This is a genomic window from Streptomyces sp. NPDC058576 (assembly GCF_042718715.1).
In the GTDB taxonomy this organism is placed as follows: Bacteria; Actinomycetota; Actinomycetes; order Streptomycetales; family Streptomycetaceae; genus Streptomyces.
In genome coordinates, this window is the sequence record NZ_JBHXPF010000025.1 from 60691 (window position 1) to 86803 (window position 26113).

The window sequence follows — 26113 nt, forward strand, 5'->3', positions numbered from 1 at the left end:
CGGCCCGGCCCTGCTCCACCGCCGCGGGAGTGCGTCGGGGTTCGAGGCGGGTACGTCGACAGCCTCCGGGAACGCCGCTTCCGGCTGGTCAGGGGCGTACTTCGGGCGGCGCACGGCTCTGCTTCAGGTACGTTCCGGTGCCGGGCTCCGGGGCGTACGGCGCAGCGGCTCCGGTCCGGGTCCGGGTGTCAGGTGCGCGGCGCGGGCGGGCCGCCCGGGTCCAGCAGCTTCCGCGCCTCGCACACCGCGTCCTCGGCGCTCTCCCGGCCGCCCCGGTCCCCGCCATCGAACGCCTCCGCGAAGGCCGCCGCACCCAGGACCGCCCGGGCCGCCGCCGTGACGCGGTCGACGTCGCCGCGTTCGGCGGGCGGCAGCGGGGCGCCCGCCCGGCGGCGGGCGGCTGCGGCGGCGCCGAGGAGTCGGGCGGCGCAGGCGGCCTCCGGCGTACGCCCCACCGAGGCGGCCGCTCCGGCCAGCCCCTCCAGGGACAGGGCCAGGGCGCGCGGCTCGGCGAGGACGCGGGCGATGTCCAGGCCGCGCAGGTGGTGCGCGGCGGCCGGGCCGGCCGCGCCCCGGAGTTCGGCGATGAAGCCGAGCTCCGCGCAGAGCAGGTGGTCTCCCGCCCGGGACGACACGGCGGCGAACCCGTCGCGGAGGCGCAGGAGGTGCGCCTCGGCGGCGTCGAGGTCGCCGGTGCGGCGGGCGCCGAGGGCGAGGCCCATCCCGGAGTGGATCTCGCCGTACGTGTAGCCCTGCTCGGCGGCGATGCGCCGGGCCTGCTCGTGCAGGTCGCGGGCCCGGTCCCAGTCGCGGGCGAGCAGCGCCAGCCGGCCCAGCCCGGAGAGCCGGGCCGACACCTCCGCCTCAAGACCCAGCTCCCGCGCCATGCGCAGCCCTTCGAGCTGCCGTTGCTCGGCCTCCTCGTACGCGCCCTTGATCTCGGCGAGCGCGGCGAGCGGGGACACCGTCTGCAATTCGCCCCAACGGTCCCCCAGTTCGCGGAAGAGCGCGCCGCTGCGCCGACCGTCGCGGCCGAGTCCGTCGAGGTCACCGCCGATCAGCGCGAGCGTCGACCGCAGGCCGAGCGTGGCCGCCGTTCCCCACGGGTCGTCCGCGGCGGTGAAGAGGGCGAGCGCGCGGGCGTTCAGCGCCTCGGCCGCGGCCGTGTCGCCCGCGCTGAACAGGCCGTACGCGCACAGCCACAGCGCACGGGCCCGCCGCACGGGGTCGGGGACGGCCTCGGCGACGGCCACGATCCCGGCCTCGGACGTCGCGGCCACACCTTCCCTGGCCCCCGCCCCGGACGTCGCGGCCACACCTTCCCTGGCCCCCGCCTCGGACGTCGCCACCCCACCCGCGCTGGCCCCCGCCCCGGACGTGGCGGAGCCTGCGGACGCGCCGGTGAGCAGGGCGAACGCCCGGTGCAAAAGGACGAGTTCGGCTGCGTCGCGAGATTCCCGGGGTGCCGCCGCCAGGACAGCGTGCAGACTCCGGCGGGCCTCGGTGTGGCGGCCGCGCAGCAGCCACCACCAGGCGAGAGCCCCGGCCGCCCGCACCGCCTCGCCCGCCGCGCCCGCATCGGTCGGGGCGGTCGGGGCGGTCGGGGCGGTCGGAGCGGACCGGGCGGTCGGCGCGCGGCGCACCGCCTGGTCGAGGGCCACCCGCAGATTCCCGGCCTCGGCGTCCAGCCGGTCCAGCCAGCGGCGTTGTCCAGCCCCGCGCAGATGGGGTTCGGCGCGCCCGGCGAGCGCGAGGTAGTGGCGCAGGTGGCGCTCGCGGACGGTCGCGAGGCCCTCCGTCGCGTGCAGTTGCTCCGTCGCGTACGCGGCGACGGACTCCAGGAGCCGGTAGCGGGGGCCGTCGGGACCGGTCGCCACGACCACGAGGGAACGGTCGACGAGCCGCCCGACGAGGTCGAGCACGTCCTCCCGGGCGACGCCGTCCCCCGCGCACACCGCCTCGGCCGCAGCAAGGTCGCAGCCGTCGCGATGGACGGCGAGGCGGCGCAGGACGACGCGCTCGGCGTCGCCGAGCAGCTCCCAGCTCCAGTCGATCACCGCCCGCAGGGTCTGCTGGCGGGCCGGGGCGCCCCGCCGTCCGGTGGTCAGGATCCGGAAGCGGTCGCCCAGGCGAGCCGCCAACTCCCGTACACCCAGACTCCGTACGCGGGTGGCGGCCAGCTCCAGAGCCAGCGGGATGCCGTCGAGGCGGCGGCAGATCTCGTCGACGGCCTCGCGCTCGGGCCCGTCCGGGTCGCGGGGGAAGCCGGGGGCCGAGGCCCCGGCTCGTTCCACGAACAGCCGGGCGGCCTCGGCCGGCGGGAGCGGCTCGACCAGGAACACCGCTTCGCCCGCCAGGCCGAGGGGTTCCTGACCGGTGGCGAGGACGCGCAGTCCGGGGGCGGTACGCAGAAGCAGCTCGGCGAGTCCGGCGGCGGCGTCCACGACGTGCTCGCAGTTGTCCAGGACCAGCAGGGTCCGGCGGTCGCGGAGGGCGGCGGCCAGGCGGTGCGGCAGCGAAAGGACCCCGGCGCCGGGTCCCGCGCCCGGCGCGGCGCTCGGGGCGTCGTCCCGGATGCCGAGGGTCGCGGCGACGATCTGGGCCAGGTCGGCGGGCGTGGCCGCAGGGACGCCCGCGAACTCGACGAGCCAGAATCCTTCCTCGCGGCCGTTGTCCCCCGGACCGCTGTTCCCCGGGCCGCTGTTCCCCGGACCGCAGTCCCCCAGGCCGCTGTCCCCCGGACCGCTGTTCCCAGGGGCGCAGTCCCCCGGGCCACTGTCCCCCGGACCGCTGTTCCCAGGACCGCTGTCCCCCGGGCCGCGGTTCCCCGGAGCCCTCTCCCCCGGAGCCCTCTCCCCCGGACCGCTGTTCCCGAGGGCGTTGTCCCCCGCCCCGCCGGTCGCGGCACGGTCCCTCTCGGCGGTGGCCGCAGCGACCGCCAGCCGGGTCTTGCCGACTCCGCCAGGGCCGGTGAGGGTCACCAGCCGCTCTCCGGCAAGGAGTTCGGAGATCCGGGCGAGTGCGCCGCGACGCCCGACCAGGGGCGTGAGGGGCAGCGGAAGGTTCCCCACAGGGACCGCGGGAACCCGCGAGACCGAGGACGCAGGCACCCGCACAGACACCGGAACCCGCAAAGACTCAGGCACGGGCACAGACTCCAGCACAGGACCAGGCACAGGCACAGACACCGGCACCGGCACCGGCACCGGCGCAGTCATCGACCCCCTCCCCCGCCCCGGTATCGGCATCAAGAGCGGGTCCTGCCGCAGCACGGCCCCGTGCAGAGCCGCGAGTTCGGGGCCGGGATCAACCCCCAGCTCCGCGACGAGGCGGCCTCTGAGGTCCTCGTACGACGCGAGGGCATCGCTCTGGCGCCCCGTCGAGTAGAGCGCCCGCATCTGGACCGCGCGCAGCCGCTCCCGCAGCGGGTGCCGGGCCACGAGGTCGGCCAGCTCGCCGGCGAGCAGCACGTGGTCCCCCGCCTCCCAGCGGGCCTCAGCCTGCTCCTCCAGCACCGACAGCCGCTGCTCCGCGAGGCGCTGGGCGGCCTCCCGGGCGAACGGGGCGTCCGCGAAGTCCGCGTAGGCGGGGCCCCGCCACAGGCCGAGCGCCTCGGTCAGCAGCGCGGCCCGAGCGCTCGGATCCCGTACGGGGCGGGCCTCGGTGACCAGGTCCCGGAAGCGGTCGGCGTCCACCTCGTCCGTACCGCGCTCCAGCCGCAGCCGGTAGCCCGGGGGCTGCCGCACCACACGGTCCCGGCCGAGCACCCGGCGCAGTTGGGAGACCTTCGCCTGGAGCGCACCCGCAGGCTTTCCGGGCGGCGCGTCGCCCCACAGGTCGTGGATGAGCCGGTCGGCGGAGACCGGGCCGCCGTCGTGGGCGAGGAGATCCGCCAGCAGGGCCCGGACCTTGCGCTCGGGGACCGTGACGTCGTTCCCCTCGCCGTCCCCCACCACCAGTGGCCCGAGCACCCCAAACCGCATACGCGCCACCGTACATGCGGGGAAAGAAGCTGGTCGCCAGCGTTCCCGAGGGACTCCCCCAGGTCTCTCCCAGGACTTCCCGAAGGACTCCCGAAGGTTTCCCGAAGCCCTCCGGCGCACAGTCGTGCCCGCCCGTCGAGGCCACCCACGTACCGGGAGACCCGGAGCAGACCCCATGAGCACCGCACCCGACACCACCGCCGCCGCCCCCGCGGCGCCCGAGCCCCGGAGCAGCGGGCAGGGGCAGCAGAAGCTCCCCCTCCTCGCCCTGCTGGCCCTCGCCACCGCCGTCTTCATCACCAGCCTCACCGAGACCCTCCCCGCAGGCCTGCTCCCCGCGATGAGCGCGGATCTCCGGGCGAGCGAGTCCGCGACCGGGCAGACGGTCACGGTCTACGCGATCGGCACCGCCCTCACCGCGATCCCGCTCACCGCGGCCACCGCCGGCCGGCGGCGCAAGCGGCTGCTGCTCGCCGCGATGGGCGGCTTCGCCCTGGCCAACACGGTCACCGCACTGTCGTCCGTCTACGAACTGACCATGGCCGCGCGGTTCCTCGCCGGAGTCGCGGCCGGTCTGGCCTGGGCGCTGCTCGCCGGGTACGCGCGGCGGATGGCCCCCGTCCACCTCCAGGGCAAGGCCATCGCCGTCGCCATGGCGGGGATCCCGGTGGCCCTGTCACTCGGCGTGCCCGCCGGGACCTTCCTCGGCGACGCGCTCGGCTGGCGCGTGGCGTTCCTCGCGATGACCGGGCTCACCGTGCTGCTCCTGCTGTGGATCGCCGCGGCCGTGCCGGACTTCGCCGGACAGGGGCCCGGCGAGCGGCCCAGGATGCTGCGGACGCTGCGCATCCCGGGGGTGAGCCCGGTCCTGTTCGTGACGCTGGTCTTCGTCCTGGCCCACACCATCCTGTACGCGTACATCGCCGCGTACCTCGACGACCTCGGCCTGGGCGGCTCCACCGGGCTGATCCTCCTCGTCTTCGGCGCCGCCTCGCTGGCGAGCATCTGGATCACCGGGGTCCTGATCCAGGACCGGCTGCGCGGTCTCACCGTCGCGGGCGCCCTGCTGGTCGCCGTCGCCGCGGCCCTCCTGGCCGCGCTCTCCGACACCACCGCGCTCGTCTACGCCGCCGCCGTGCTGTGGGGCCTGGGCTGGGGCGGGATGCCCACCCTGCTCCAGACCGCCGTGGGCGACGCGGGCGGGGCGTCCGCCGACGCGGCCCAGGCGATGCTGGTCACGCTCTGGAACGCCGCCATGGCGGCGGGCGGCATCGTCGGCGGGGTCCTCCTCGACGCCGTCGGCAGCGAGTCCTTCCCCTGGACCGTGCTGCTGCTCCTGCTGCCGGTGCTCGCGGTCGTGCTGGACGCCCGTGGCGCGGGCTTCCCCGCCCGGCGGCACACCATCGCCGCCACGCCCGAAAGCGGAAGCGAGGACCGGGGATGAGCAGCAGGCAGACGCGCCCCACCGGACATCCGCACCACCCCAGGCAGGTCCCCAGGCGGGTCCACCTGGCGGCTCAGCTGCCCGGCATCCACAACGTGACCGTCTGGTCGGATCCCCGGTCCGAGAGCCAGATCGCGATCGACTCCTTCATCCGGCTCGCGCAGACCGTCGAACGCGGAAAGTTCGACTTCTTCTTCCTCGCCGAGGGGCTGCGGCTGCGCGAACACCGGGGCCGGATCTACGACCTGGACATCGCGGGCCGCCCGGAGAACCTCACCGTGCTCGGCGCGCTGGCGGCCGTCACCACCCGCCTCGGGCTCGCCGCCACGGTCAACGCGACCTTCAACGAGCCGTACGAGGTGGCGCGCCGGTTCGCGACGCTCGACCGCCTCAGCGGCGGGCGGGCCGCCTGGAACGTGGTCACCAGCTACGACGCGTTCACCGGCGAGAACTTCCGCCGCGGCGGCTTCCTGCCGGAGGCCGACCGGTACACCCGGGCCGCCGAGTTCCTGTCCGTGGCCCGTACGTTGTGGGACAGCTGGTCGGACGGCGACCTGCGCGCCGACGCGGCGGCGGGCGAGTTCGTACGGGCCGGAGCGGGCCGGTTCGCCCACCACGGGCGGCACTTCGACATCGCGGGCCGGTTCACCACCCCGCCGGGACCGCAGGGGCACCCGGTCATCATCCAGTCCGGCGAGTCCGACGCGGGCCGCGAGTTCGCCGCGTCCGACGCCGACGTCGTCTTCAGCAAGCACAACCGGCTCGACGCGGCCCGCGCCTTCTACCGGGACGTGAAGCGGCGGCTGGCCCGGTACGGGCGTGCGCCGGACGACCTGAAGATCCTGCCCACCGCCAACGCGGTCGTCGCCGACACCGACGAGGAGGCCGCGGCGTACGCGGAGGAGATCAGCCGCGACCTGGTGAGCCCGCAGACCGCCATCGCCCACCTGGAGGCCGTCTGGGGCCGCGACCTGTCCGGCCACGACCCGGACGGCCCGCTGCCCGACATCGAGCCGGAGGCCGACGCGCACGTCCTGAAGGGGCACTCGGTGTTCCGCGGGGGGCGGGCCGAGACAGCCCGGCAGTGGCGGAAGCTCGCCGAAGAACGGGGCCTTTCCATACGGGAGTTGATGATCGAGGTCGGCGGCCGGCCGACGTTCGTCGGCAGTCCGCGCACGGTCGCGGACGCCATCGACCACTTCGTGCGGACGGAGGGCGCCGACGGCTTCGTCCTCGTACCGCATCTGACGCCCGGCGGCCTGGACGACGTGGTGGACCGGGTGGTGCCGCTGCTCCAGGAGAAGGGCGTGTTCCGCGAGGACTACACGGGAACGACGCTGCGGGACCACCTCGGCCTGTCCGCCGACGCGCCCCGGCGGTCCGCGAACGACAAGAAGGAGAGCCTCGGATGACCGGCGCCCCTCTGCATCTCGCCGTCGCGCTCGACGGCGCCGGCTGGCATCCGGCGGCGTGGCGGGCCGCCGGAGCCCGGCCCGGCGAGCTGCTGTCCGCCGCGTACTGGGCGGGTCTGGTCGCCGAGGCCGAGCGCGGACTGCTCGACTACGTCACGTTCGAGGACGCCCCCGGCCTCCAGTCCGCCGCCTTCCACCGGCCCGACGACCGCACCGACCAGGTCCGGGGCAGCGTGGACGCGGTGCTGCTCGCCGCCCACCTCGCGCCGCTCACCACCCGTATCGGGCTGGTCCCGACCACGAACGTCACGCACACCGAGCCGTTCCACGTCGGCATCGGCATCGCCACGCTCGACCACGCGAGCAGGGGCCGGGCGGGCTGGCGGCCGCAGATCTCCTCCCGTGCCGCCGACGCCCGGCACTTCGGCCGCCGGACCACCCCGCAGCTCACCGACGACGACGTGACCGACCCGGAGCTGATCGCCGCCCGGCTGAGCGGGCTGTTCTCGGAGGGCGCGGAAGCGGTGGAGGCGGTGCGGCGGCTGTGGGACAGCTGGGAGGACGACGCGGAGATACGGGACGCGGCCACGGGCCGCTTCCTGGACCGCGACAAGGTGCACCACATCGACTTCGAGGGCACGCACTTCTCCGTCAAGGGACCCTCGATCACGCCCCGCTCTCCGCAGGGCGCGCCGCCGGTGGTGAGCCTGGCGCACGCCTCGGTGCCGTACGAGTTCGCGGCGCTGGCCTCGGACGTCGTGCACCTCACGCCGCACGACCGGGCGGGGGCCGCGGCGGTCCTCGCCGAGGTCGGCACGGCGGTGGAGCGCACCGGCCGGGACGTGCGGGACCGGCCGCTGCGGCGGTTCGCCGATCTGGTGGTCCTCCTGGACGAGAAGCCGGGCGAGGCCGAGCGCCGCAAGGAGCGTCTGGACGCGTGGGCCGGGGCCCGGCTCGCGTCCGACGCCGCGGTCTTCACCGGAACGCCCGGCGACCTGGCCGGCCTGCTGCTGGACTGGCGTACCGCCGGGCTCGACGGCTTCCGGCTCCGCCCGGGCGTCCTGCCGCACGACCTCACCGCGATCACGCGCGGGCTGGTGCCGGAGCTCCAGCGGCGCGGCGCGTTCCGGACGGCGTACGCGTCGACGACGCTCCGTGAACACCTGGGCCTGGCCCGGCCCGCGAGCCGTTACGCGAAGGCGGGTTGACCCCTGCCGCGCTCTCCCGCCCTCAGCGGGTCTCGGTGAGCGGGCCGTACGCGTCGGGGCGGCGGGTGGTCAGGAACGGGAACAGCTCCAGCCAGTCGCGGCGGGCGTCGAGATCGAGGTCGGCGACCAGGACGGCGGGCTCGTCGCGGGGGGCCTGTGCCAGGACGCGGCCGTACGGGTCCACGATGAAGGAGCTGCCGTAGAAGGTGAGGCCGTTCTCGGCGCCGATGCGGTTCGGGACGATCATGAAGGTGGCGTTGGCGATGGCGTTGCCGGTGATCACCTTCTGCCAGAGCGGCTGGGAGTCGAAACCGGGGAAGCCGGGCTCGGAGCCGATGGCGGTCGGGTAGACGAGGACGTCGGCCCCGGCGAGGGAGTAGGCGCGGGCCAGCTCCGGGAACCACTGGTCCCAGCAGGTCGGCAGACCGAAGCGGGCCTCGTCGACCTCGACCAGCGGGAAGGCGTCGTCGCCGGCCGGCCCGGCCCGGAACCAGTCGTCCTCGTAGTACCCCTCGGTGACCGGGATGTGGGTCTTGCGGGTGCGCTGGGCGAGGGTGCCGTCGGGGGCGACGAGGATCGCCGTGTTGTAGCCGAGGCCGTCGTCCTCGCCGCCGGGGGCCGGGGCCTTCTCGTACAGCGAGGCGTGTACGTACACCCCGTGCTCGCGGGCGGCCTCGGCGGCGAACGTGAAGGTGGGGCCCGTCAGCAGCTCCTCCGGTCCGGCGGGCTCGGGGTGGTCGGCGCGGCGAACGACCGCGAAGTACGGCGAGAGCGTCAGCTCCTGGAGGCAGACCACCCGGGCGCCCTCCGCCGCCGCGAGCCGGATGCCCTCCCGCAGGGCGGCGCGGTGCTCGTCCGGATCGCGGTGCCAGCGCTGCTGGACGGCCGCGACGCGCAGGGGGGCGCGCTCGGCGGGGCGGGTCCGGGTCGGGGAGGCGGGCGGGTTGTACGCGGTGATCAGACGCATGACCAGTTCCAGGGGCGTGGGGCGGGGACGGGGGCTTGCCGGAACGTTCCGGCACTGGCATCGAATCTAACCCTGCCGGAACGTTCCGGCAACCCTTCGCCCCATCCCTCGCCGGGCGTCTAGACTTCACCCCCGTGACCTCCCGGACCGTGACCCTGCTCGATGTGGCCCGCGCCGCCGGGGTCTCCAAGAGCACCGTGTCGGACGCGCTCCAGGGCTCGGGACGGGTCGCCGAGGCCACCCGGGAGCGGGTCCGCGCGGTGGCGGAGGGGCTCGGCTACCGCCCCAACAGCGCCGCCCGGCGGCTGCGCCGCGCCAGCACCGGGGCCGTCGGCCTGCATCTGCCGGCGACCGCGACCCGGCTGGACTACTACATGAACCTCGCCTTCGGGGCGGTGGAGCGCGCCCAGGAGGACGGGCTCGACATGGTGCTGCTCGCGCCCTCGGGGGCGGCGGGCGGCCGGATCGCCTCGCGTGTGGACGGGCTGCTGGTGATCGACCCCGAGGCGGGTGACAGCGCGGTGCCCGGGCTGCTCGACGCGGGCGTCCCGGTGGTGACCGGCGAGCGCTACCTCGGCCCGGCCACCCGCCCCAGCGGCGCCGTGGTCTGCGACAACGCCGCCTCGCTCACCACACTCCTCGACCACGTCACCGAGCGCGGCGCCCGCCGCCCCGCGCTGCTGGCCCCGGCCGGCTCCTCCGCCTGGGCGACCGCCCTGCGCGCGACGGCCCGGTCCTGGGGGCGGGCCCACGGGGTGGAGGTGGCGCTGCGGACCGTCCCGTTCGCGGCGACCCCGGCGGAGGCCGAGGAGACCACCCGGGCGCTGCTCACCGCGGACCCCGCGGTCGACGCGGTGATCTGCGCCCCCGACGGCTCCGCCCCCGGCGTCCTGCGCGCGGCGGCCGCCCTCGGCCGGCAGGTGGGCGCTCCCGGCCCCCGCCTGCTCGTCGCGTCCTGCGTCGACGGCCCCGCCACCCGAGGCGCCGAACCGCCCGTCACCGCCGTCGACCTGCGCCCGGCCGCCTACGGGCGCGCCTGCGCCGAGCTGCTCTGCGACATCCTCGCGGACCGTGCGGCCCCCGACACCGTGCGCCGCCACGCCTGGTCCCTGGAGACCCGCGCGTCCACCGGTTCGCCGGGCTGACCCACCGCGCACCGGGGAGGGCCAGGAGATCCACTCCCGGGTCCCCAACTCCGCACCGCATGAAGAGAGTCGGGCCGGAAACCCCTTCTCCACATCTCCGCAACGTGAACATTCTGCGTCAAGTGGCAACGGGCGTGGCGGCCTTGACTTTCTGCCGCGTGGCCAGTGATAAGATCATCTTACTTCCAGTGGGCTGATGGCGTATGGGGGCATTCCGGGAGGAATGGATTCCTCGGCCCCACCTTCGGAGGGGCACCTCCCGAAGCGGCGCACGGTCGTGGCGAACGAGCCCCGACCGCGTGCCGCCTGATGGGGTGTCAAGCCGTTTCCGCCATGGCACTTGAAGTGAGTCTCATGACATTTCCACAGGGCCCTGTCATCTGGGCGCTGGTTGTCGTAGCCCTGGTCGCCGTGGGTGCGGTTCTTCGCGCTCGCGCGACCAACGTCAAGCTGCGCAGAAACCACGCCGAGCTGCGCCAGGAGCGCGACGCCCTCCTGCACCAGCGGGACGAACTCCACGTCGTCCACAACACGCTGCTCCAACGTCAGTCCGCCGAACTCGCCGAGGTCCGCAAGGACGCCGAGGAGGAGACGAAGGCCGTCCTGAAGGCCGCCGTCCGCACCCTCCAGGGCCTCGCCGACGAGCAGCAGGTCGTGATCGAGAAGGCCCAGCGCAAGTACGGCGACGATCCCGGGATCCTCGCCGACCTGATGGCCATGGACCACGCCAACAGCCAGTTCGGCCGGCGCGCCCAGGGCATCGCCGTGCTCTGCGGCGGCTGGCTCGGCCGGCGCGAGACCGTGGCCTCCGTCTTCGACGTGGCCCGCAGCGCCCAGGGCCGTATCCGGCACTTCGACCGGGTCCGGGTCAACGGCCAGGTGAACTTCTCCGTCGTCAGCCGCGCGGTCGAGCCGGTCGCCGTGGTCCTCGCCGAGCTGCTCGCCAACGCCACGAACTACTCCGCCCCCGGCACCCCGGTGGAGATCAACATCCAGGCCGTGCCGACGGGGGTCTGCCTGATCGTCGACGACGCCGGTCTCGGCATGGGCCAGGAGGAGAAGGACCGCGCGGCGGCCCTCCTCTCCCCCCAGGCCGCGATCAGCGTCTCCAGCCTCGGCATTCCGCCGCAGTTCGGGTTCGCCGTCTCCGGGATGCTCGCCGCCCGCTACGGCTTCCGGGTCTCGGTGGACTCCGTTTCCCCCTATGGAGGCGTACGCGCGGTGGTCCTCATCCCCGACGAACTGCTCACCACGGAGGCGCCGCCGGTGGCCGCACCGGCCGAAGCACCCGAAGCGCAGGAAGCACCCGAAGCGGCCTTCACCCCGGCGCCGCAGGGGCGGCAGCCGGACCAGTGGCAGACCGGGGGGCAGTTCCAGCCGCAGGCCCCGGCGCCCACCCCGCTCTTCCCGCCCACTGCCCAGCCGGACACCGCGACCCAGCCGCTGGCCCAGATCACCACCACCGCCGGTGGGCTGCCGAAGCGTCGTCGCAAGAGCCCGGTCTCCGCGGTGCCCTCGGCCGAACCGCAGCCCGTGCGCAGCAACGAGGAGACCGCCTCCCGACTGGGCGCGTTCCAGCGCGGCACCCGGTCCGGACGCGACACGACGACGACGGAAGGACCCGAGTTCCAGTGAACCCCGATCTGTCCTGGGTGCTCAACGACCTGCTCCAGGTGCCCGGCGCCCGGCACGCGATCCTGGTGTCCGCCGACGGTCTGCTGCTCGCCAACTCCAGCGAGATCGGCCGGGACGACGCGGAGACCGTCGCCGCGGCCATGAGCTCCATGCAGTCCCTCAGCCGGGCCGTCGCCCCCTTCATCGGAACCCGCAACCCGGGCCGCTGGCGGCAGACGCTCCTGGAGTACGAGGACGGCTGGATCTTCCTCATCGCCGCCGGCACCGGCGCCTATCTCGCCGCCACCGCCGCCGCCGACGTGGACATGGAGGCGATGTCCTTCCGGATGCAGCAGCAGGTGACCGCGCTGGGGAAGGCGATGACCACGCCTCCTCGCCAGAACGCCGGCAGCGAGATATGACGGCGCCGGGCGAGGAGCAGCAGGTCAGCAGCGGGTTCGTCCGGTCCTATGTCATCACCGGCGGACGCGGGCTGCCCGACGCGGAGGATCTCTCCCTCGTCACGCTGGTCACCCTCGCCCCCGAGAGCCGGCTGCCGCCGAACCCCAGCCCCGAGGTCAAGGCGATCTGGGAGCTGTGCTCCGGCGGCTATCTGTCGGTGGCCGAGGTCGCCGGTCACCTCGGCCTGCCGGTCGGGGTGGCCCGCCTTCTGCTCCAGGATTTAAACCAGCAGGGACACCTGCTGCGCCGGAAGGCGCCGCCGCCGGCCCAGCTCGTTGACAGGAAGATCCTCGAAGAGGTGTTGCATGGACTCCAAGTCCGGTTCGGCTGAGAGCATCTATGTGCCGGACGCGGTCCAGCGCGCGGCGAAGATCCTCGTCGTCGGGCACTTCGCGGTGGGCAAGACGACGCTGATCGGCACGCTGTCCGAGATCACGCCGCTGCGCACCGAGGAGCGGATGACCCAGGCCGCGGCCCAGGTCGACGATCTGCGCGGGGCGCCCGACAAGACGACGACGACGGTCGCCCTCGACTTCGGGCGGCTCACCCTCAGCGACGAGCTGGTGCTCTACCTGTTCGGCACGCCGGGGCAGCAGCGGTTCGTGGAGCTGTGGGAGGACATGGCGCGCGGTTCGCTGGGGGCGCTGCTCCTGGTCGACCCGGCGCGGCTCGCCGACACGTTCCCGGTCATCGACCTGGTCGAGACGTACGGGCTGGAGTACGCGGTCGCCGTCAACAGCTTCGACCCGTACTCGCAGCACGCCGAGGACGAGCTGCGCGAGGCGCTCGACCTGCTGCCGGACACCCCGGTCGTCTTCTGCGACGCCCGGGACCAGCGGTCCTCGGCGCAGGCCCTGATCACCCTGGTCCGCCATCTCCTGGCGCACGCGGCCTGACGCACCCGAAACGTATCCGAAGCCGGGGCCGACCGGGCCCCGCGATCACACCGAGGAAGCCGCCATGGACCCGTCGCCGGGAGCCACCCCGTACAGCGCCCCCGCCGGGTGCCCCATGCACCAGCAGCAGACGTCGCTGTACGGACCGGAGTTCGCCGCCGATCCGCACCGCTTCTACGACGAGGCGCGGGCGCACGGCCCCGCCGCGCCCGTCGAGCTGGCACCCGGGGTGGACGCCACCCTGATCGTGCAACACGAGGCGGCGCTGCGGGTGCTGCAGAACCCGGCGCTGTTCGCCCGGGACTCGCGGCGCTGGGCCGCGCTGCGCGAGGGCGCCGTACCGATGGACAGCCCGGTGCTGCCGATGATGGTCTACCGGCCCAACTGCCTGTTCACCGACGGCGCGGAGCACCTGCGGCTGCGCAAGGCGGTCACCGAGTCGCTGGCCCGGCTCAAGAGCAGCCGGCTGAGCCGGGACGTCGAGCGGATCGCCGACTACCTGATCGACCAGTTCATCGAGCGCGGCACCGCCGACCTGCTCAACGAGTACGCCAAGCTCCTGCCGCTGCTGCTGTTCAACCAGCTCTTCGGCTGCCCCGGCGACATCGGCGACCGGCTGACCCGCTCGATGTCGGCGATCTTCGACGGCGAGGACGTGCTCCGCGCCAACGCCGAGCTGACCGAGTGTCTGATGGAACTGGTCTCGCTCAAGCGCCGTCAGCCCGGCGAGGACATCACCTCCTGGCTCATCCAGCACCCGGCGGGGCTGCGGGACGAGGAGCTGAAGGACCAGCTGGTGATTCTGATGGGCGCGGGCGTGGAGCCGGAGCGCAATCTGATCGGTAGCGCGCTGCTGCTGATGCTCGCGGGTGAGCAGCCGGGCGCGCCCGAGCGGCGCGGTTCGGGGATGCTCGTCGAGGACGCGCTGGACGACGTCCTGTGGAACAACCCGCCGATCGCCAACTACGCGACTCACTACCCGGTGCGGGACATCGAGCTCGACGGGGTGACGCTGAAGGCGGAGACCCCGGTGCTGATCAGCTTCGCCGCCGCGAACAGCGACCCGGGGCTCACCGACGCCCGCCAGACCCTGAGCAAGGGCGCCCACCTGGCCTGGGGCGCGGGCCCGCACGTGTGCCCGGCCAAGTCGCCCGCGACGCTGATCGCGCTGACCGCGATCGAGAGGATCCTCAACACCGTCCCGGACCTCTCGCTGGCCGTGCCCGCGTCGGGCGTGGCCTGGCGGCCGGGCCCTTTCCACCGGGCACTGGTCGCGCTGCCCGTACGGTTCACGCCGACGGCCGCGCGGCGGTCGTCGGCCGGGGTGCAGCCGCCGGCCCAGACCTCGGCCCAGCTGCCCGACCCGTACCGGAACGCTCCTCAGGCCGCGCCGGTGACACCCCGTCACGCCGGGGAGCCGGCCAAGAAGCAGAAGGGCTGGTGGAGTTCGTTCCTCGACGTGTTCCGCGTATGACTCACGGGCCAACCATTCGCATGTGACAACGGGCATCGGTAACGCGATCCGCGGCGGAACCCGGATCCGGAGGCTTTCGGCATGCTGCGCGGCGGCAGCCGCCTCACGCTCGGCGGCGGGGTGCACTACTGCCTGGGCGCGGCGCCGACGAAGCTGGAGGCGCGGACGCTTCTGTCACGCGTGCTGGACCGTTTCCCCACCCTGCGCACGGTCGCGCCGCCGGTGTATGCCCGGCGCGAGGGAGCCGTCCTGCACGTGGAGCTGGACGCGCCCGCGAGCGGGAACGCGGTGACCGAGGCGATGCTCGACGAGCTGCTGGACATCGTCGCCGTCCCGGACCCGGAGGTGCGGGTGCTGGTGCTCAGCGGTGCTGGGGACGACTTCTGTCTGGGCGGGGACCGCACCGAGTTCGGTCAGTGGCTGGAGGAGGACCCGACGGGCCGGGGCATCCGGGTCGCCGGCGAGAAGGCCCGCCGGGTCTGCGAGGCGATCTCGGGCGGCCCGGCGGTGACCATCGCCCGGGTGCAGGGCAAGGCGGTCGGCGCGGGGTTCGCGCTGGCCCTCGCCTGCGACCTGCGGGTCGGCGCGGACACGGCCTCCTTCCGGCTGCCGGAGCTGGCGCTCGGGCTGCCGACCGCCTGGGGCGGACTGCTGCCCCGGCTGATCCACGAGGTGGGCGCGGCCCGGGTGCGCGAGCTGATCCTGACCGGGCGGGCCTTCGGGTCCGCCGAGGCCCGCGAGCTGTCCGTGCTCCAGCGGGTGGTGCCCGAGGCGGAGCTGGACGACGCGGTCGCCGCCTGGGCGAAGCCGGTGGTCCGCCGGCCGGAGGCCGCGCTGCGGGTCACCAAGGCGCTGCTGAACTCCTACGCCGCCGCCACCCGGCTGGCCGATCCCGCGTTCCTCGACGCGGAGCTGATGGCCTCGGTCGCGGCCGCCACACGGCGCCCTCCGGCGGGCGGCAACGGGGCGGGCGGGTCACACTCGTAAAAACCCGAGTGGGAGGTCTCCGGCGTGGACGTACCGGTGTGGCTGTGGATCGTGTTCGCCGTGACCGTCGTCGTCTCGCTGGCGGTCGACCTCTTGGCGCACCGCAAGGCGCATGTCATCGGCTTCAAGGAGGCCGGGCTGTGGAGCGCCCTGTGGGTGAGCCTCGCGCTGATTTTCGGCGGGGTGGTCTTCCTGACCCTCGGGACGACCGCCGGGACGGAGTACACGACCGCCTGGCTGCTGGAGAAGAGCCTTTCGGTCGACAACCTCTTCGTCTTCGCGCTGATCTTCGCGTATTTCAAGGTGCCCCGGGAGTATCAGCACCGGGTGCTTTTCTTCGGGGTCATCGGCGCGCTGGTGTTCCGGGCGATCTTCCTGACCGCGGGCGTCGCGGTGGTGAACCGCTTCACGTTCGTCCTGTTCCTCTTCGCCGCGATCCTTCTCTACAGCAGCTATAAAATCCTCAGCGGCCAGGAGGAGAATTTCGATCCGGGCAAGAGCTTCGCGGTGCGGCTGCTGCGGAAGATCATGCCGGTCCAGGACGACTATTCCGGCACGCATTTCGTCGTCCACAAGGAGGGCCGGCGGGTCGCCACCCCGCTGCTCGCGGTGGTCGCCGCGATCGAGGCGGCCGACCTCATCTTCGCGGTCGACAGCGTGCCCGCGGTGCTCGCGGTCAGCGACGACCTGTTCATCGTCTACACCAGCAACGCCTTCGCGATCCTGGGGCTGCGGGCCCTGTACTTCCTGCTGGCGGGGCTGCTGGACCGGTTCCACTACCTGAGCCACGGGCTGGCGATCATCCTCGCCTTCATCGCGGTCAAGCTCGTCCTCCAGGCCTGCCACAAGATGATCAGCACCTCGATCCCGGAGATTCCGTCGCCGGTGAGCCTGGCGGTGATCGTCGTCATTCTGGCGGTGTCGGTGACCCTGAGCATGCGCCGGCCGCCGCCGAGCCCGGACGGTGCGGACGCGTCCGACGCCGATTCGAGCAAGTAAGGCCGAGGCAAAGCAAAGGGAAAGACTGTCCAAAATCTCCCGCCGGGCCTATCGTGAGTAAATGGACAACGAAAAGCGTGACCTCCACCAGCGGGCCGCTTTCATGTGCCCCACCTGCAAACAGCCCGTCCACTCCGAAATCCACCGCCACAAGTCCCTCGGGATCTTCGTCCCGGTATGGCGCGCGGGCCCCTGCGAGAACCCCGACTGCGCGGATTACGCCCCCGAGGAACGGCACTCACGGCACCGCTCGCGGCACTGACGTCCCGGCGTCCTGACGTCCTCGGGTCACGACGTCCACCCCGGGCCGGTCCGCCCGACGCGCGGACCGGCCCCCGGCTGACTAGCGTTGGTCGTACGGACGGGGGCCGAAGACCAGGACTCCAGGGAAGGACCGGCGCGCCATGGCTGTACAACCCGAGGGCACCCCCTGCTGGGCGGACGCCATGTTCGCCGACGTCGAGGGCGCCAAGAGCTTCTACGGAGACGTCCTCGGCTGGACGTTCGGCGAGAGTTCGCCGGAGTTCGGCGACTACACGCAGGCGTACGCGGACGGCAAGGCGGCCGCCGCCGTCTCCCCGCCCATGCAGGGCACCGAAGGGGCCCCCTCGGCCTGGTGTCTCTACCTCGCGTCGCAGGACGCCGCCGCGACCGCCGCGAAGGTCCGCGAACACGGCGGCGAGGTGCTGGTGGAGCCGATGGAGGTCGGCGAGTTCGGCACGATGGCGCTGGCCCGCGACCCCGGCGGAGCCGTGTTCGGCATCTGGCAGGCGAACGTCCACGAGGGGTTCGAGACGGAGATGGGCACGCCCGGCGGATACTGCTGGGGCGAGGTCTTCACCCGGGACACGAAGGCGGTCGACACGTTCTACCCGGCGGTCTTCCCGTACACGGCACGGAAGTTCGACGACGAGTCCATGGACTTCTCCATGTTCGACGTGCAGGGAGAGACGGTCCTCGGCCGCATGCTGATGGACAAGGACTTCCCGCCCGATCTGCCCTCGTACCTGAACGTGTACTTCGCCGTGCCGGACTGCGACGCGGCGGTGGCGAAGGCGACCGAGCGCGGCGGGGTGCTGCGGTACGGGCCGACGGACAGCCCGTTCGGCCGGTTCGCGGCGATCAGCGACCCGCAGGGCGCGGCGTTCACCGTGATCGACGTGACCACCACCGAGGGCGAGATGCCGGCGACGAGCCCGGTGACCTGACCCGGGACCCTCGACCGCCGACGGGCCGCGACCGGAGCAACCGGCGCGGCCCGTCCGTATGTCCGCCGCGCCGTCGCGCACCCTCCGCACCTCACTGCACGCTCCTCCGTACGTTCCCCCGTACGTTCCTCCGAGACTCCTCGCATCTGCGATGGAACATCGTCCAGAGAATGGTAAATGCCAGCCCTGTTGGCCTAGCGTGTCGCACATGCAGTCCTACACAATCGGCCAGGCAGCACGACTTCTCGGGGTCAGCCCCGACACCGCCCGCCGCTGGGCGGACGCCGGCCGGGTCGCGACCCATCGCGACGAGGCCGGCCGCCGCCTGATCGACGGCCGCGCGCTGGCCGCCTTCTCGATCGAGGTCGGCCAGGGTGCGGGCGGTGAGGACGAGGCCCCCTACACCTCGGCCCGCAACGCGTTCCCGGGCATCGTCACCGCGGTGAAACTCGGCGATGTCGCGGCCCAGGTCGAGATCCAGGCCGGTCCGCACCGGCTCGTCTCGCTCCTGACCAGGGAGGCGGTCGAGGAGCTGGGCCTGGATGTCGGCATGCAGGCGACCGCCCGCGTGAAGTCGACCAGCGTGCACATCGACCGCACCTAGGACGACGGCCCGCCGCTGCCCCCGTACCGGTGCCCCGCACGGCACCCCGCCCGGCCGGCGCCCGCCGACCGCGCACGCATCCAAGGAGTCCCACCCTCATGTCTCTGCTGATCACCCGCCGCCGTGCGGCCGCCGCCGTCCTGACCACCGCCCTCCTCGTCCCGCTCGCCGCCTACGGCAGCGACGACTCCGGCACCGCCAAGGACAAGGACAGCGGCTCCGGGTCCACCTCCTCCGGCGCCCCGAAGGCCGACCTGACCGTGCTGGCAGCGTCCTCCCTGACCGACGTCTTCAAGGAGGCGGGGGCCGCGTACGAGAAGGAGAACCCCGGCACGAAGGTGACGTTCTCCTTCGCGGGCTCCCAGGAGCTGGCCGCCCAGGTCAAGCAGGGCGCCCCCGCCGACGCGCTGGTCACCGCCGACACCAAGACGATGGACGGCCTCTCGGGCGACACCGGGAAGCCCGCCGTCATCGCCAAGAACCGCCTCGTCATCGCCACCGGTGAGGGCAACCCGGAGAAGGTCGAGAGCCTGAAGGACCTCTCCGACCCGAAGCTGAAGGTCGTCCTGGCCGCCCCCGAGGTGCCGGTGGGCCGCTACAGCGAGCAGATCCTCGACGCGCAGAAGATCGAGGTGAAGCCGGTCTCCCAGGAGCCCAACGTGCGCGCGGTCCTCAGCAAGGTCGAGCTGGGCGAGGCGGACGCCGGGCTCGTCTACAAGACCGACGCCGAGACCGCCACCGACAAGGTCGACGCGATCGAGATCCCGGACGCGCAGAACGCCATCGCCTCCTACCCGGCCGCCACACTGAAGGCGTCCAAGCACGGCGAGGCCGCCGCCGCGTTCGTCGCCTGGCTCTCCACGCCCGCCGCACAGAAGATCCTCCAGGGCGCGGGCTTCCAGCAGCCGTAACCGCACCCGCCCGGCAGCCCCGTACCGTCCGACGGGGCTGCCGGGCACCGCACTTCGAGCCCCACGAGGTCACCGATGAGACGTCCCGGCCGCCGCACCTCCGGGGCCCGCGCGCCCCTGCTCCTGACGGTGCCCGCCCTGCTGGCCGTGGCGTTCCTGATGCTGCCGCTCGTCGGGATCCTGGTCCGTACCTCCTGGGGCGAGCTCGGCGACCACCTCACGGCCGAGGCCACCACCGAGGCGCTGCGGCTCTCGCTGCTGGTCTCCCTGTGGGCGCTCGGGATCTCCCTGCTGCTCGGGGTGCCGCTGGCCTGGCTGCTGGCCCGGGTGCCGTTCCCCGGCAAGGCGTTCGTCCGCTCGCTGGTGCTGCTGCCGATGGTGCTGCCGCCCACGGTCGGCGGCGTCGCGCTGCTGCTGGCGTTCGGGCGGCGCGGGCTGCTCGGCCCCTGGCTGGAGGACACCTTCGGCGTCACGCTCCCCTTCCACACCTCGGGGGCCGTGCTCGCGGCGACGTTCGTCGCGATGCCGTTCCTGGTCATCTCGCTGGAGGGCGCGCTCGGCGGGCTGCGCCCCCGGTACGAGGAGACCGCCGCCTCCCTCGGGGCCTCGCCGGTCCGGGTGTTCCTCACCGTGACGCTGCCGATGGTCGCCCCCGGGCTGATCGCCGGAGCCGCCCTGACCTGGGCGCGGGCGCTCGGCGAGTTCGGCGCCACCATCACCTTCGCCGGGAACCTCCCCGGCACCACGCAGACCCTGCCGCTCCAGGTCTATCTGCTGCTCCAGGACTCGCCGGAGGCCGCCACCTCGGTGTCGCTGCTGCTCCTGGCCATCGCGATGATCGTCCTGATCGCGCTGCGGGGCCGCTGGACCGGCACCCCGGGCGACCACCGGGACCTCGCGAGCCGGGCGGCGGCGGCCCGCCCGGTCGAACCGGCGGCCACGGCCCCGGACCCGTTCCCCGAGCCCGCCGCCGACCAACCGCCGAAGGTCGCGCCCGAGCCCTGGCCGCTGCACGCCGACGTCACCGGCTTCACCCGCCTCACCCTGGACGCCGGCCCCGGCACCACCATCGCGGTGGTCGGCCCCAACGGCGCGGGCAAGACGACGCTCCTGCGGGCCCTGCTCGGCCTCACGCCCCGCGCGCACGCCGCCCTGCGCCTCGGCGACGACGACGTCACCGGCCTCCCCCCGCACCGCCGGGGCGTGGCCTGGGTCCCCCAGGACGGGGCGCTCTTCCCGCACCTGAGCGCCCTGACCAACACGGCGTACGGGCTCCGCGCCCACGGCGTGCCCCGCGCCGAGGCCCGGCGCGAGGCCCAGGGCTGGCTGGACCGGCTCGGGGTGGGCCACCTCGCCCACCGCAGGCCCGCCCAGCTCTCCGGCGGCCAGGCCCAGCGGGTCGCCCTGGCCCGCGCGCTGGCCGCCCGCCCGCGCCTCCTGCTGCTGGACGAACCGCTCGCCGCCCTCGACCAGACCACCCGGGCCCGGGTGCGGCACACCCTGCGCGGGCACCTCGCGGACTTCGGCGGGGTCTGCCTGATCGTCACCCACGACCCGGTCGAGGCGGTCTCGCTGGCCGACCGGGTCCTGGTGCTGGAAGACGGCCGGGCCGTCCAGGACGAGCCGCCCGCCGAGGTAACCCGGCACCCGCGCTCGCCGTGGGTCGCCCGGATGCTGGGCCGCAACGCCTGGCCCGGCACCGCCACCGCCGACGGCCTCGCGCTGGAGGGCGGCGGCCACCTCGTGGTCGCCGAACCCCTCCCGGCGGGCACGGACGCCCTCGCGGTCATCGCGCCGGAAGCCGTCTCCGTACACCGGGAGCGGCCCACCGGCTCCCCCCGCAACGTCTGGCCGGGCACGGTCCGCGAGATCACCTCGGGCGGCAGCCGGCTGCGGCTGCTGATCACCTCGGCCGAGGCCCCGGACCTGGTCGCGGAGATCACCCCGGGGGCCGCCGCCGAGCTGGGGATCGCCGACGGGAGCACCGTCTGGACCAGCGTGAAGGCGACCGAGGCGACGGTCGTACCGCTGTAGCGGGGAGGCGGCCCGAAGGTGTCGGCCGGTCCGGCGCGGGAACCAGAACCCCACCGCAGACGTACTCCAGTACGACACGACCTCCCGCGGGACACGACGGGAAGCACGGAGAAACGGGGACCCCATGGCACTGTTCGGCAACGCCCACACGATCAACCCGGCCACCGCCCAGCAGGACTACGCCCGGCTCCTCGGGCAGGGCGAGCAGGTGCACGCCGCGTTCCTGCTGATCCGCGACACCATCCTGTTCACGGACCGGCGCCTCGTCCTCGTCGACAAGCAGGGCATCACCGGCAAGAAGACCGAGTACCACTCCGTGCCCTACCGCAGCATCACGCACTTCGCCGTGGAGACGGCCGGAACGTTCGATCTCGACGCCGAGCTGAAGATCTGGATCTCGGGCAACCCGACCCCGCTCCAGAAGACGTTCACCAAGGGCGTCGACATCTACGAGGTGCAGGCGATACTGACGCAGTTCGTCGCCCGCTAGCCCCCCCCCGGGGCCGGTCAGAACGACGGGCGCAGCCGGGCCGCCGCCGAGTGTCCGGGGACGGCGGCGCGCAGCTTCGCGGCCCGCTCCCGCAGGTGGGGCAGCAGCGCGTAGAGCGCGTCGCCGGGGCAGCGGGTCTCGAAGCTGTCGCGGTGGCCGGAGATGACGTGCAGCCGGGCCACCTGCCCCTTGTCGAAGCGGCTCTCGTCGTTCGTCGAGACCAGGTCGACGCTGCCCAGCGGGTCCGCCCCGGGCCGCAGCTTCCAGGCGGCGAGCTTCACCAGCGCGTCCATCATCGGCTTCGGCACCTCGGCCCCCTCGCCGAAGTTCCCGATGGCCGCGATGCCGACCGTGTCGGTGTTGAACCCCTTGGTGTGCGCGCCGAGCACCGAGCGGCCGACCCCGCCGGCGCGGCCCTCGTAGATGGTGCCGCAGCGGTCGACGAGGAAGTTGTAGCCGATGTCGTCCCAGCCGTCCTGCCGGATGTGGTCACGCTGGACGGCCCGGATCAGGTCGGGGGCGTCCGCGCAGTCGTAGTCGTTGGGGTTGCCGGTGTGGTGCACGAACACCGCCCGCGCCGGGGCCGTGTAGTGCGGCCCCTCCCTGACCAGGTCCTCGTCCGCGCCCCAGTCCCGGCGGCTGACGACGGCCGGCTGCGGCAGTCCGCGCGGCGGGCGGGGTCCGGTGGCCAGGTCCGTCTCCGGCGCGCGGAACGCCGGGCCGTCCCCGAACACCAGGAGGGCCAGGGGCAGGACCAGAACGCCCAGGACGATTCGGCGGGACCACATGGACTCCACCCTGCGCCCTGACCTCCCGCTTCGCAGAGGAGCGGGCCGTTCGGGTGACCCCCACCGGCCGGGGACTTTCCTCCGGAAATGCGGCCTTCGCCGGGTCTCCTTACGATGAGATCCGGATCATCGCCCGCTCCCGGCGGGGGTGCCCGGCGGATCGAGGAACCATGGCCCACGACCGTGTGCGGGACGAACCGGATGTCGGCCTCAAGCCGAACGCGATCGGGTTCGTCGACGCCCTTGTCATCGGCCTGAACGCGACCTCCCCGGCGTACTCGCTGGCCGCCGTCATCGGTCCGATCGTCGCCCTGGTGGGGATCTACGCCCCGGGCGTCATGTTCGCCTCGTTCGTGCCGATGCTGCTGATCGCCTCGGCGTTCTACTACCTGAACAAGGTCGACCAGGACTGCGGTACGACGTTCTCCTGGGTGACCCGGGCGATGGGCCCGTGGGCGGGCTGGCTGGGCGGCTGGGCGATCACCATGACCGGCGTCCTGGTGGTGGGCTCGCTGGCCGATGTGGCGGTGAGCTTCACGCTGCTGGCGGTGGGTCTGGACGGCTGGGTCGAGAACGACTTCGTGCGCCAGCTGCTCACCGTGCTGCTGATCATCGTGATGACCGGCCTCTGTGTGATCGGCACCGAGCTGTCCGCGAAGGTGCAGAACGTGCTGATCCTCCTCCAGATCGCGTTCCTGCTGGTTTTCGTCGCGGTGGCGCTCTACCGGGTGTACGCGGGCACGACCGGCGTCGACTCGATCGAACCGTCGCTCGGCTGGCTGGACCCCTTCGGCGCGGGCGGGGCCGCGCTGACCGGCGGGCTGCTGCTCGGGGTGTTCATCTACTGGGGCTGGGAGTCCGCGGTCAACCTCACCGAGGAGACCGAGAACTCGGCGAGCGCCCCGGGCAGGGCGGGCCTGTGGTCCACCGTCGTGCTCCTGGTGACCTACCTGTCCGTCGCCATCGCGGTCGTCGCCTTCGCGGGAACGGCGTTCCTGGCGGAGAACGCGGGCGAGGAGGAGTTCATCTTCGCCCAGCTCGCCGGGGACGTCCTCGGCGGCTGGGACTGGATCCTGCTGCTGGCGGTGGCCACCTCCGCGATCGCCTCCACCCAGACCACGATCATCCCGGCGTCCCGGACCGCCCTGTCCATGGCCCGACGCCAGGCGCTGCCGCGGCACTTCGGGCACATCAGCCCCCGGTTCCGTACCCCGGACGTCAGTACGTGGTGGGTCGCCGGGATCGCCATCGCCTGGTACGTCGTGGTCAACCAGATCTCCACCAACGCCCTCTTCGACTCGCTCACCGCCCTCTCCCTGCTGATCGCCTTCTACTACGCGCTCACCGGGGTGGCCTGCGCCGTCTACTACCGCCGCCATCTCACCGAGAGCGTGCGCAACTTCCTGCTCATCGGCCTCGGCCCGGTGGTCGGCGCCGGGCTGCTGACCTGGCTGCTGGTCCGCTCGGTCATCGACATGTCCGACCCGGCCAACTCCTACAGCGGCACCTCCTGGTTCGGCCTCGGTCCACCGCTCGTCATCGGCATCGTGATCGCCCTGGTGGGCGTGGTCCTGATGGTGGTGTGGCGACTGCGCGACGCGGTGTTCTGGCAGGAGCGGCCCGGGGTGGCGGACCCGGACCTGGTGCACGCCCCGAGCCGGAAGGAGCGCTGAGATGTCGGTCGTCCTCGGTTACGACGAGTCCCCCGGCGCCGCCCGCGCCCTGCGCATCGCCATCGAGGTGGCGGCCGCGTACGGGGAGGAGCTGGTCCTCGTCTACGGGGCCGCCGCCCCGGGCCTGCGCGACGGGGCCGAGTACCGCAGCCACTACGACGCGATCCGGCAGGCCGGGCGCACCGGCCTGGAGCACGCGCTCACGGCGGCCGGGGAGGCGGGCGTCCCCGCCTCGGTCGAGGTGCTGGACGAGAAGCCCGCACAGGCGCTGCTGGACGCCGCGGAACGGCACGGGGCCCGGGTCATCGTCGTCGGCACCTGGGGCGAGAGCCCGATGCGCGGGGCCCTGCTGGGCTCGACCCCGCACAAGCTGCTGCACATGTCGGCGGTCCCGGTGCTGTGCGTACCGACGGAGGAGGGGCAGACCCCGCAGCCGTAGCCGGCCGGACGGGCCGGTTCGCAGCGCCCCGCAGTCGGAGGCGGCCGGACGGGCAAGCTCACCGCGCCCCGCAGCCTCAGGCGCACCCGGACAGGCCGGTTCGCCGCGCCCCGCCCCGCTCACCACCGCCCCGGAACCTCACCACGCCTCCCCGGTCTCCGCCGTGCGCCCCGGAACGGACTTGTCCCCGCCGTCCTCCTCCCCGCGCAGCAGCCGGAACGCCAGCAGGGGGAACACCAGCACCGACACCATCGCGGCGGCGACCAGGGCGGCGGCCTCCCCCGCCCCGATCACCTTCTCGTCCAGGCCGATCGCGGTGATCGCCACCACCAGCGGCAGACAGGTCGACGCGAACAGCCCCAGCGCCCGGCGCGACCCCCGCCCGGTCAGGTCGCGCGGGGCCAGCAGGTACGCCGGAACCCCGCGCACGAGCAGGAACAGCAGCAGGAAGACCGGCAGGAGCAGCAGCGGACGCCCGCCGTCCAGGAGCGCCGCGAGGTCGAAGTCGATGCCCGTGACGATGTAGAAGAACGGCACCAGGAAGCCGAAGCCGATCGCCTCGACCCGCTCCAGGATCGCGTCGCCGCTCTCGGGCACCGCCCCCTGGAGGACGAGCCGGGTCAGCATCCCCGCGGCGAACGCCCCGAGCAGCGTGTCCAGGCCGAAGACATGGGCGAGCCCGAGCATCCCGGCCAGCAGCAGCATCACGAAGCGGACGGCGAACTGGCCGCTGGAGTGCAGGGTCACGGCGATGATCCGGGCGAACCACGGCGGCCGGGGCCGCATCGCCCAGAACACCGCGGCCGCCGTGACGACGGCGAACACGGCCAGCACGACACTCGCCGCACCCGGGCTGCGGCCGCTGAACAGCAGGGCCATCGCGATGATCGGCCCGAACTCCCCCACCGACCCGAACGCCATCACCACCGACCCGAACCGCCCCTCCAGCCGCCCCGAGTCCCGCAGGATCGGCAGCACCGCGCCCAGCGCGGTACTGGTGAGCGCGGTGCCGATGACCAGGCTCTTCGCCAGGTCCGCCCCGCTGAGCAGCAGGGCGACGCCGAGCCCGGCGGCGAACGAGAGGACCCAGGCGCCGCCCGCCCGGCGCAGGGTGTCGCCGCGGACCTCGGCGAACCGGATCTCGTACCCCGCCAGGAAGATCAGCATCGAGAGCCCGAGGTCGGAGAGGGCGTCGATGACCTGGTCGTGGTGGGCCCAGCCGAGCACATCGGGCCCGACCAGGATCCCGAGCACGATCTCGAAGATGACGACGGGGACCGGCAGCCACCGCCCGGTCGCGTAACCGAGCAGCGGCGCGAGAACCGCCAGGGCCATGATCAGGACGAGGGTTCCCGGGTGCTCCATCGCTCGTGTA

23 protein-coding genes are annotated in these 26113 nt (G+C 73.5%); 19 read left to right on the plus strand and 4 right to left on the minus strand.

The annotated features are described in order from the left end of the window. Positions 1 to 188: 188 nt before the first annotated feature. Entirely contained in the window at positions 189 to 3983 is a 3795-nt protein-coding gene (locus ACFWRV_RS19205) for a BTAD domain-containing putative transcriptional regulator (protein WP_384336025.1), read from the minus strand. A 175-nt stretch (positions 3984 to 4158) separates the two neighbouring features. On the opposite strand from ACFWRV_RS19205, the gene ACFWRV_RS19210 reads away from it, so the two are divergent. The 3 genes from ACFWRV_RS19210 to ACFWRV_RS19220 are packed head-to-tail and all read left to right on the plus strand — an operon-like array spanning position 4159 to position 8047. Beyond that, positions 4159 to 5427, plus strand: a complete 1269-nt coding sequence (locus ACFWRV_RS19210; protein WP_384336027.1) for an MFS transporter — start codon at positions 4159 to 4161, stop codon at positions 5425 to 5427. Next, positions 5424 to 6839, plus strand: coding sequence for an NtaA/DmoA family FMN-dependent monooxygenase (locus ACFWRV_RS19215; RefSeq protein ID WP_384336029.1), 1416 nt, complete (start codon positions 5424 to 5426; stop codon positions 6837 to 6839). Before ACFWRV_RS19210 ends, ACFWRV_RS19215 begins: the two co-directional genes overlap by 4 nt. Next, positions 6836 to 8047 (plus strand): LLM class flavin-dependent oxidoreductase, encoded by a 1212-nt coding sequence (locus ACFWRV_RS19220; RefSeq protein WP_384336031.1) that lies wholly within the window; start codon positions 6836 to 6838, stop codon positions 8045 to 8047. Before ACFWRV_RS19215 ends, ACFWRV_RS19220 begins: the two co-directional genes overlap by 4 nt. Before the next feature lie 22 nt (positions 8048 to 8069). On the opposite strand, the gene ACFWRV_RS19225 is transcribed toward ACFWRV_RS19220, so the two are convergent. Then, positions 8070 to 9014: a carbon-nitrogen hydrolase gene (locus ACFWRV_RS19225; RefSeq protein ID WP_384336033.1), complete on the minus strand. Its 945-nt coding sequence runs from the start codon at positions 9012 to 9014 to the stop codon at positions 8070 to 8072. A 134-nt stretch (positions 9015 to 9148) separates the two neighbouring features. Between ACFWRV_RS19225 and ACFWRV_RS19230 the strand changes: the two genes are divergently transcribed. The 14 genes from ACFWRV_RS19230 to ACFWRV_RS19295 all read left to right on the plus strand — a co-directional run bounded on the left by ACFWRV_RS19230 (position 9149) and on the right by ACFWRV_RS19295 (position 21838). Continuing rightward, complete coding sequence (locus ACFWRV_RS19230) at positions 9149 to 10159, plus strand: LacI family DNA-binding transcriptional regulator (protein ID WP_384336035.1); 1011 nt, start codon at positions 9149 to 9151, stop codon at positions 10157 to 10159. A 354-nt stretch (positions 10160 to 10513) separates the two neighbouring features. After that, complete coding sequence (locus ACFWRV_RS19235; protein WP_384336037.1) at positions 10514 to 11794, plus strand: ATP-binding protein; 1281 nt, start codon at positions 10514 to 10516, stop codon at positions 11792 to 11794. Then, positions 11791 to 12195 (plus strand): roadblock/LC7 domain-containing protein, encoded by a 405-nt coding sequence (locus tag ACFWRV_RS19240; protein WP_384336039.1) that lies wholly within the window; start codon positions 11791 to 11793, stop codon positions 12193 to 12195. Before ACFWRV_RS19235 ends, ACFWRV_RS19240 begins: the two co-directional genes overlap by 4 nt. After that, positions 12192 to 12566 carry a DUF742 domain-containing protein gene (locus ACFWRV_RS19245; protein ID WP_384336041.1) on the plus strand — a complete coding sequence of 125 codons (375 nt, stop codon included), beginning with the start codon at positions 12192 to 12194 and terminating at the stop codon, positions 12564 to 12566. Before ACFWRV_RS19240 ends, ACFWRV_RS19245 begins: the two co-directional genes overlap by 4 nt. After that, positions 12541 to 13131 carry an ATP/GTP-binding protein gene (locus tag ACFWRV_RS19250; protein ID WP_205086219.1) on the plus strand — a complete coding sequence of 197 codons (591 nt, stop codon included), beginning with the start codon at positions 12541 to 12543 and terminating at the stop codon, positions 13129 to 13131. Before ACFWRV_RS19245 ends, ACFWRV_RS19250 begins: the two co-directional genes overlap by 26 nt. A gap of 64 nt (positions 13132 to 13195) precedes the next feature. Beyond that, positions 13196 to 14605, plus strand: a complete 1410-nt coding sequence (locus tag ACFWRV_RS19255) for a cytochrome P450 (protein ID WP_384336043.1) — start codon at positions 13196 to 13198, stop codon at positions 14603 to 14605. A gap of 81 nt (positions 14606 to 14686) precedes the next feature. After that, positions 14687 to 15592: an enoyl-CoA hydratase-related protein gene (locus ACFWRV_RS19260; RefSeq protein WP_384336045.1), complete on the plus strand. Its 906-nt coding sequence runs from the start codon at positions 14687 to 14689 to the stop codon at positions 15590 to 15592. Positions 15593 to 15616: 24 nt separating this feature from the next. Further along, entirely contained in the window at positions 15617 to 16591 is a 975-nt protein-coding gene (locus ACFWRV_RS19265; protein ID WP_384336047.1) for a TerC family protein, read from the plus strand. Positions 16592 to 16652: 61 nt separating this feature from the next. After that, entirely contained in the window at positions 16653 to 16853 is a 201-nt protein-coding gene (locus tag ACFWRV_RS19270; protein ID WP_384336049.1) for a hypothetical protein, read from the plus strand. Between the two features lie 142 nt (positions 16854 to 16995). Then, the gene (locus ACFWRV_RS19275) at positions 16996 to 17799 is read left to right on the plus strand and encodes a VOC family protein (protein WP_384336051.1); all 804 of its coding nucleotides are present in this window, start codon (positions 16996 to 16998) and stop codon (positions 17797 to 17799) included. Positions 17800 to 18007: 208 nt separating this feature from the next. Next, positions 18008 to 18403, plus strand: coding sequence for a molybdopterin-binding protein (locus tag ACFWRV_RS19280; protein ID WP_384336053.1), 396 nt, complete (start codon positions 18008 to 18010; stop codon positions 18401 to 18403). Between the two features lie 98 nt (positions 18404 to 18501). Beyond that, complete coding sequence (gene modA / locus ACFWRV_RS19285) at positions 18502 to 19314, plus strand: molybdate ABC transporter substrate-binding protein (protein WP_384336055.1); 813 nt, start codon at positions 18502 to 18504, stop codon at positions 19312 to 19314. 75 nt (positions 19315 to 19389) lie between these two features. Beyond that, on the plus strand, positions 19390 to 21348 hold the full coding sequence (locus ACFWRV_RS19290; protein ID WP_384336057.1) for an ABC transporter permease: 1959 nt from the start codon (positions 19390 to 19392) through the stop codon (positions 21346 to 21348). A 124-nt stretch (positions 21349 to 21472) separates the two neighbouring features. Next, positions 21473 to 21838, plus strand: coding sequence for a PH domain-containing protein (locus ACFWRV_RS19295; RefSeq protein ID WP_032781970.1), 366 nt, complete (start codon positions 21473 to 21475; stop codon positions 21836 to 21838). 17 nt (positions 21839 to 21855) lie between these two features. Here the strand turns inward: ACFWRV_RS19295 and ACFWRV_RS19300 are convergent, their stop codons facing one another. Then, positions 21856 to 22626, minus strand: coding sequence for a peptidoglycan recognition protein (locus ACFWRV_RS19300; protein ID WP_384336059.1), 771 nt, complete (start codon positions 22624 to 22626; stop codon positions 21856 to 21858). Between the two features lie 170 nt (positions 22627 to 22796). Between ACFWRV_RS19300 and ACFWRV_RS19305 the strand changes: the two genes are divergently transcribed. After that, positions 22797 to 24299, plus strand: coding sequence for an APC family permease (locus ACFWRV_RS19305; protein WP_384336061.1), 1503 nt, complete (start codon positions 22797 to 22799; stop codon positions 24297 to 24299). A gap of 1 nt (position 24300) precedes the next feature. After that, positions 24301 to 24738: a universal stress protein gene (locus tag ACFWRV_RS19310; RefSeq protein WP_384336063.1), complete on the plus strand. Its 438-nt coding sequence runs from the start codon at positions 24301 to 24303 to the stop codon at positions 24736 to 24738. Between the two features lie 138 nt (positions 24739 to 24876). Here ACFWRV_RS19310 and ACFWRV_RS19315 read toward each other — a convergent pair whose 3' ends face one another. Beyond that, a complete protein-coding gene (locus ACFWRV_RS19315; RefSeq protein ID WP_384336065.1) occupies positions 24877 to 26103 on the minus strand; it encodes a cation:proton antiporter in 1227 nt (408 codons plus the stop codon). Positions 26104 to 26113: the final 10 nt, after the last annotated feature.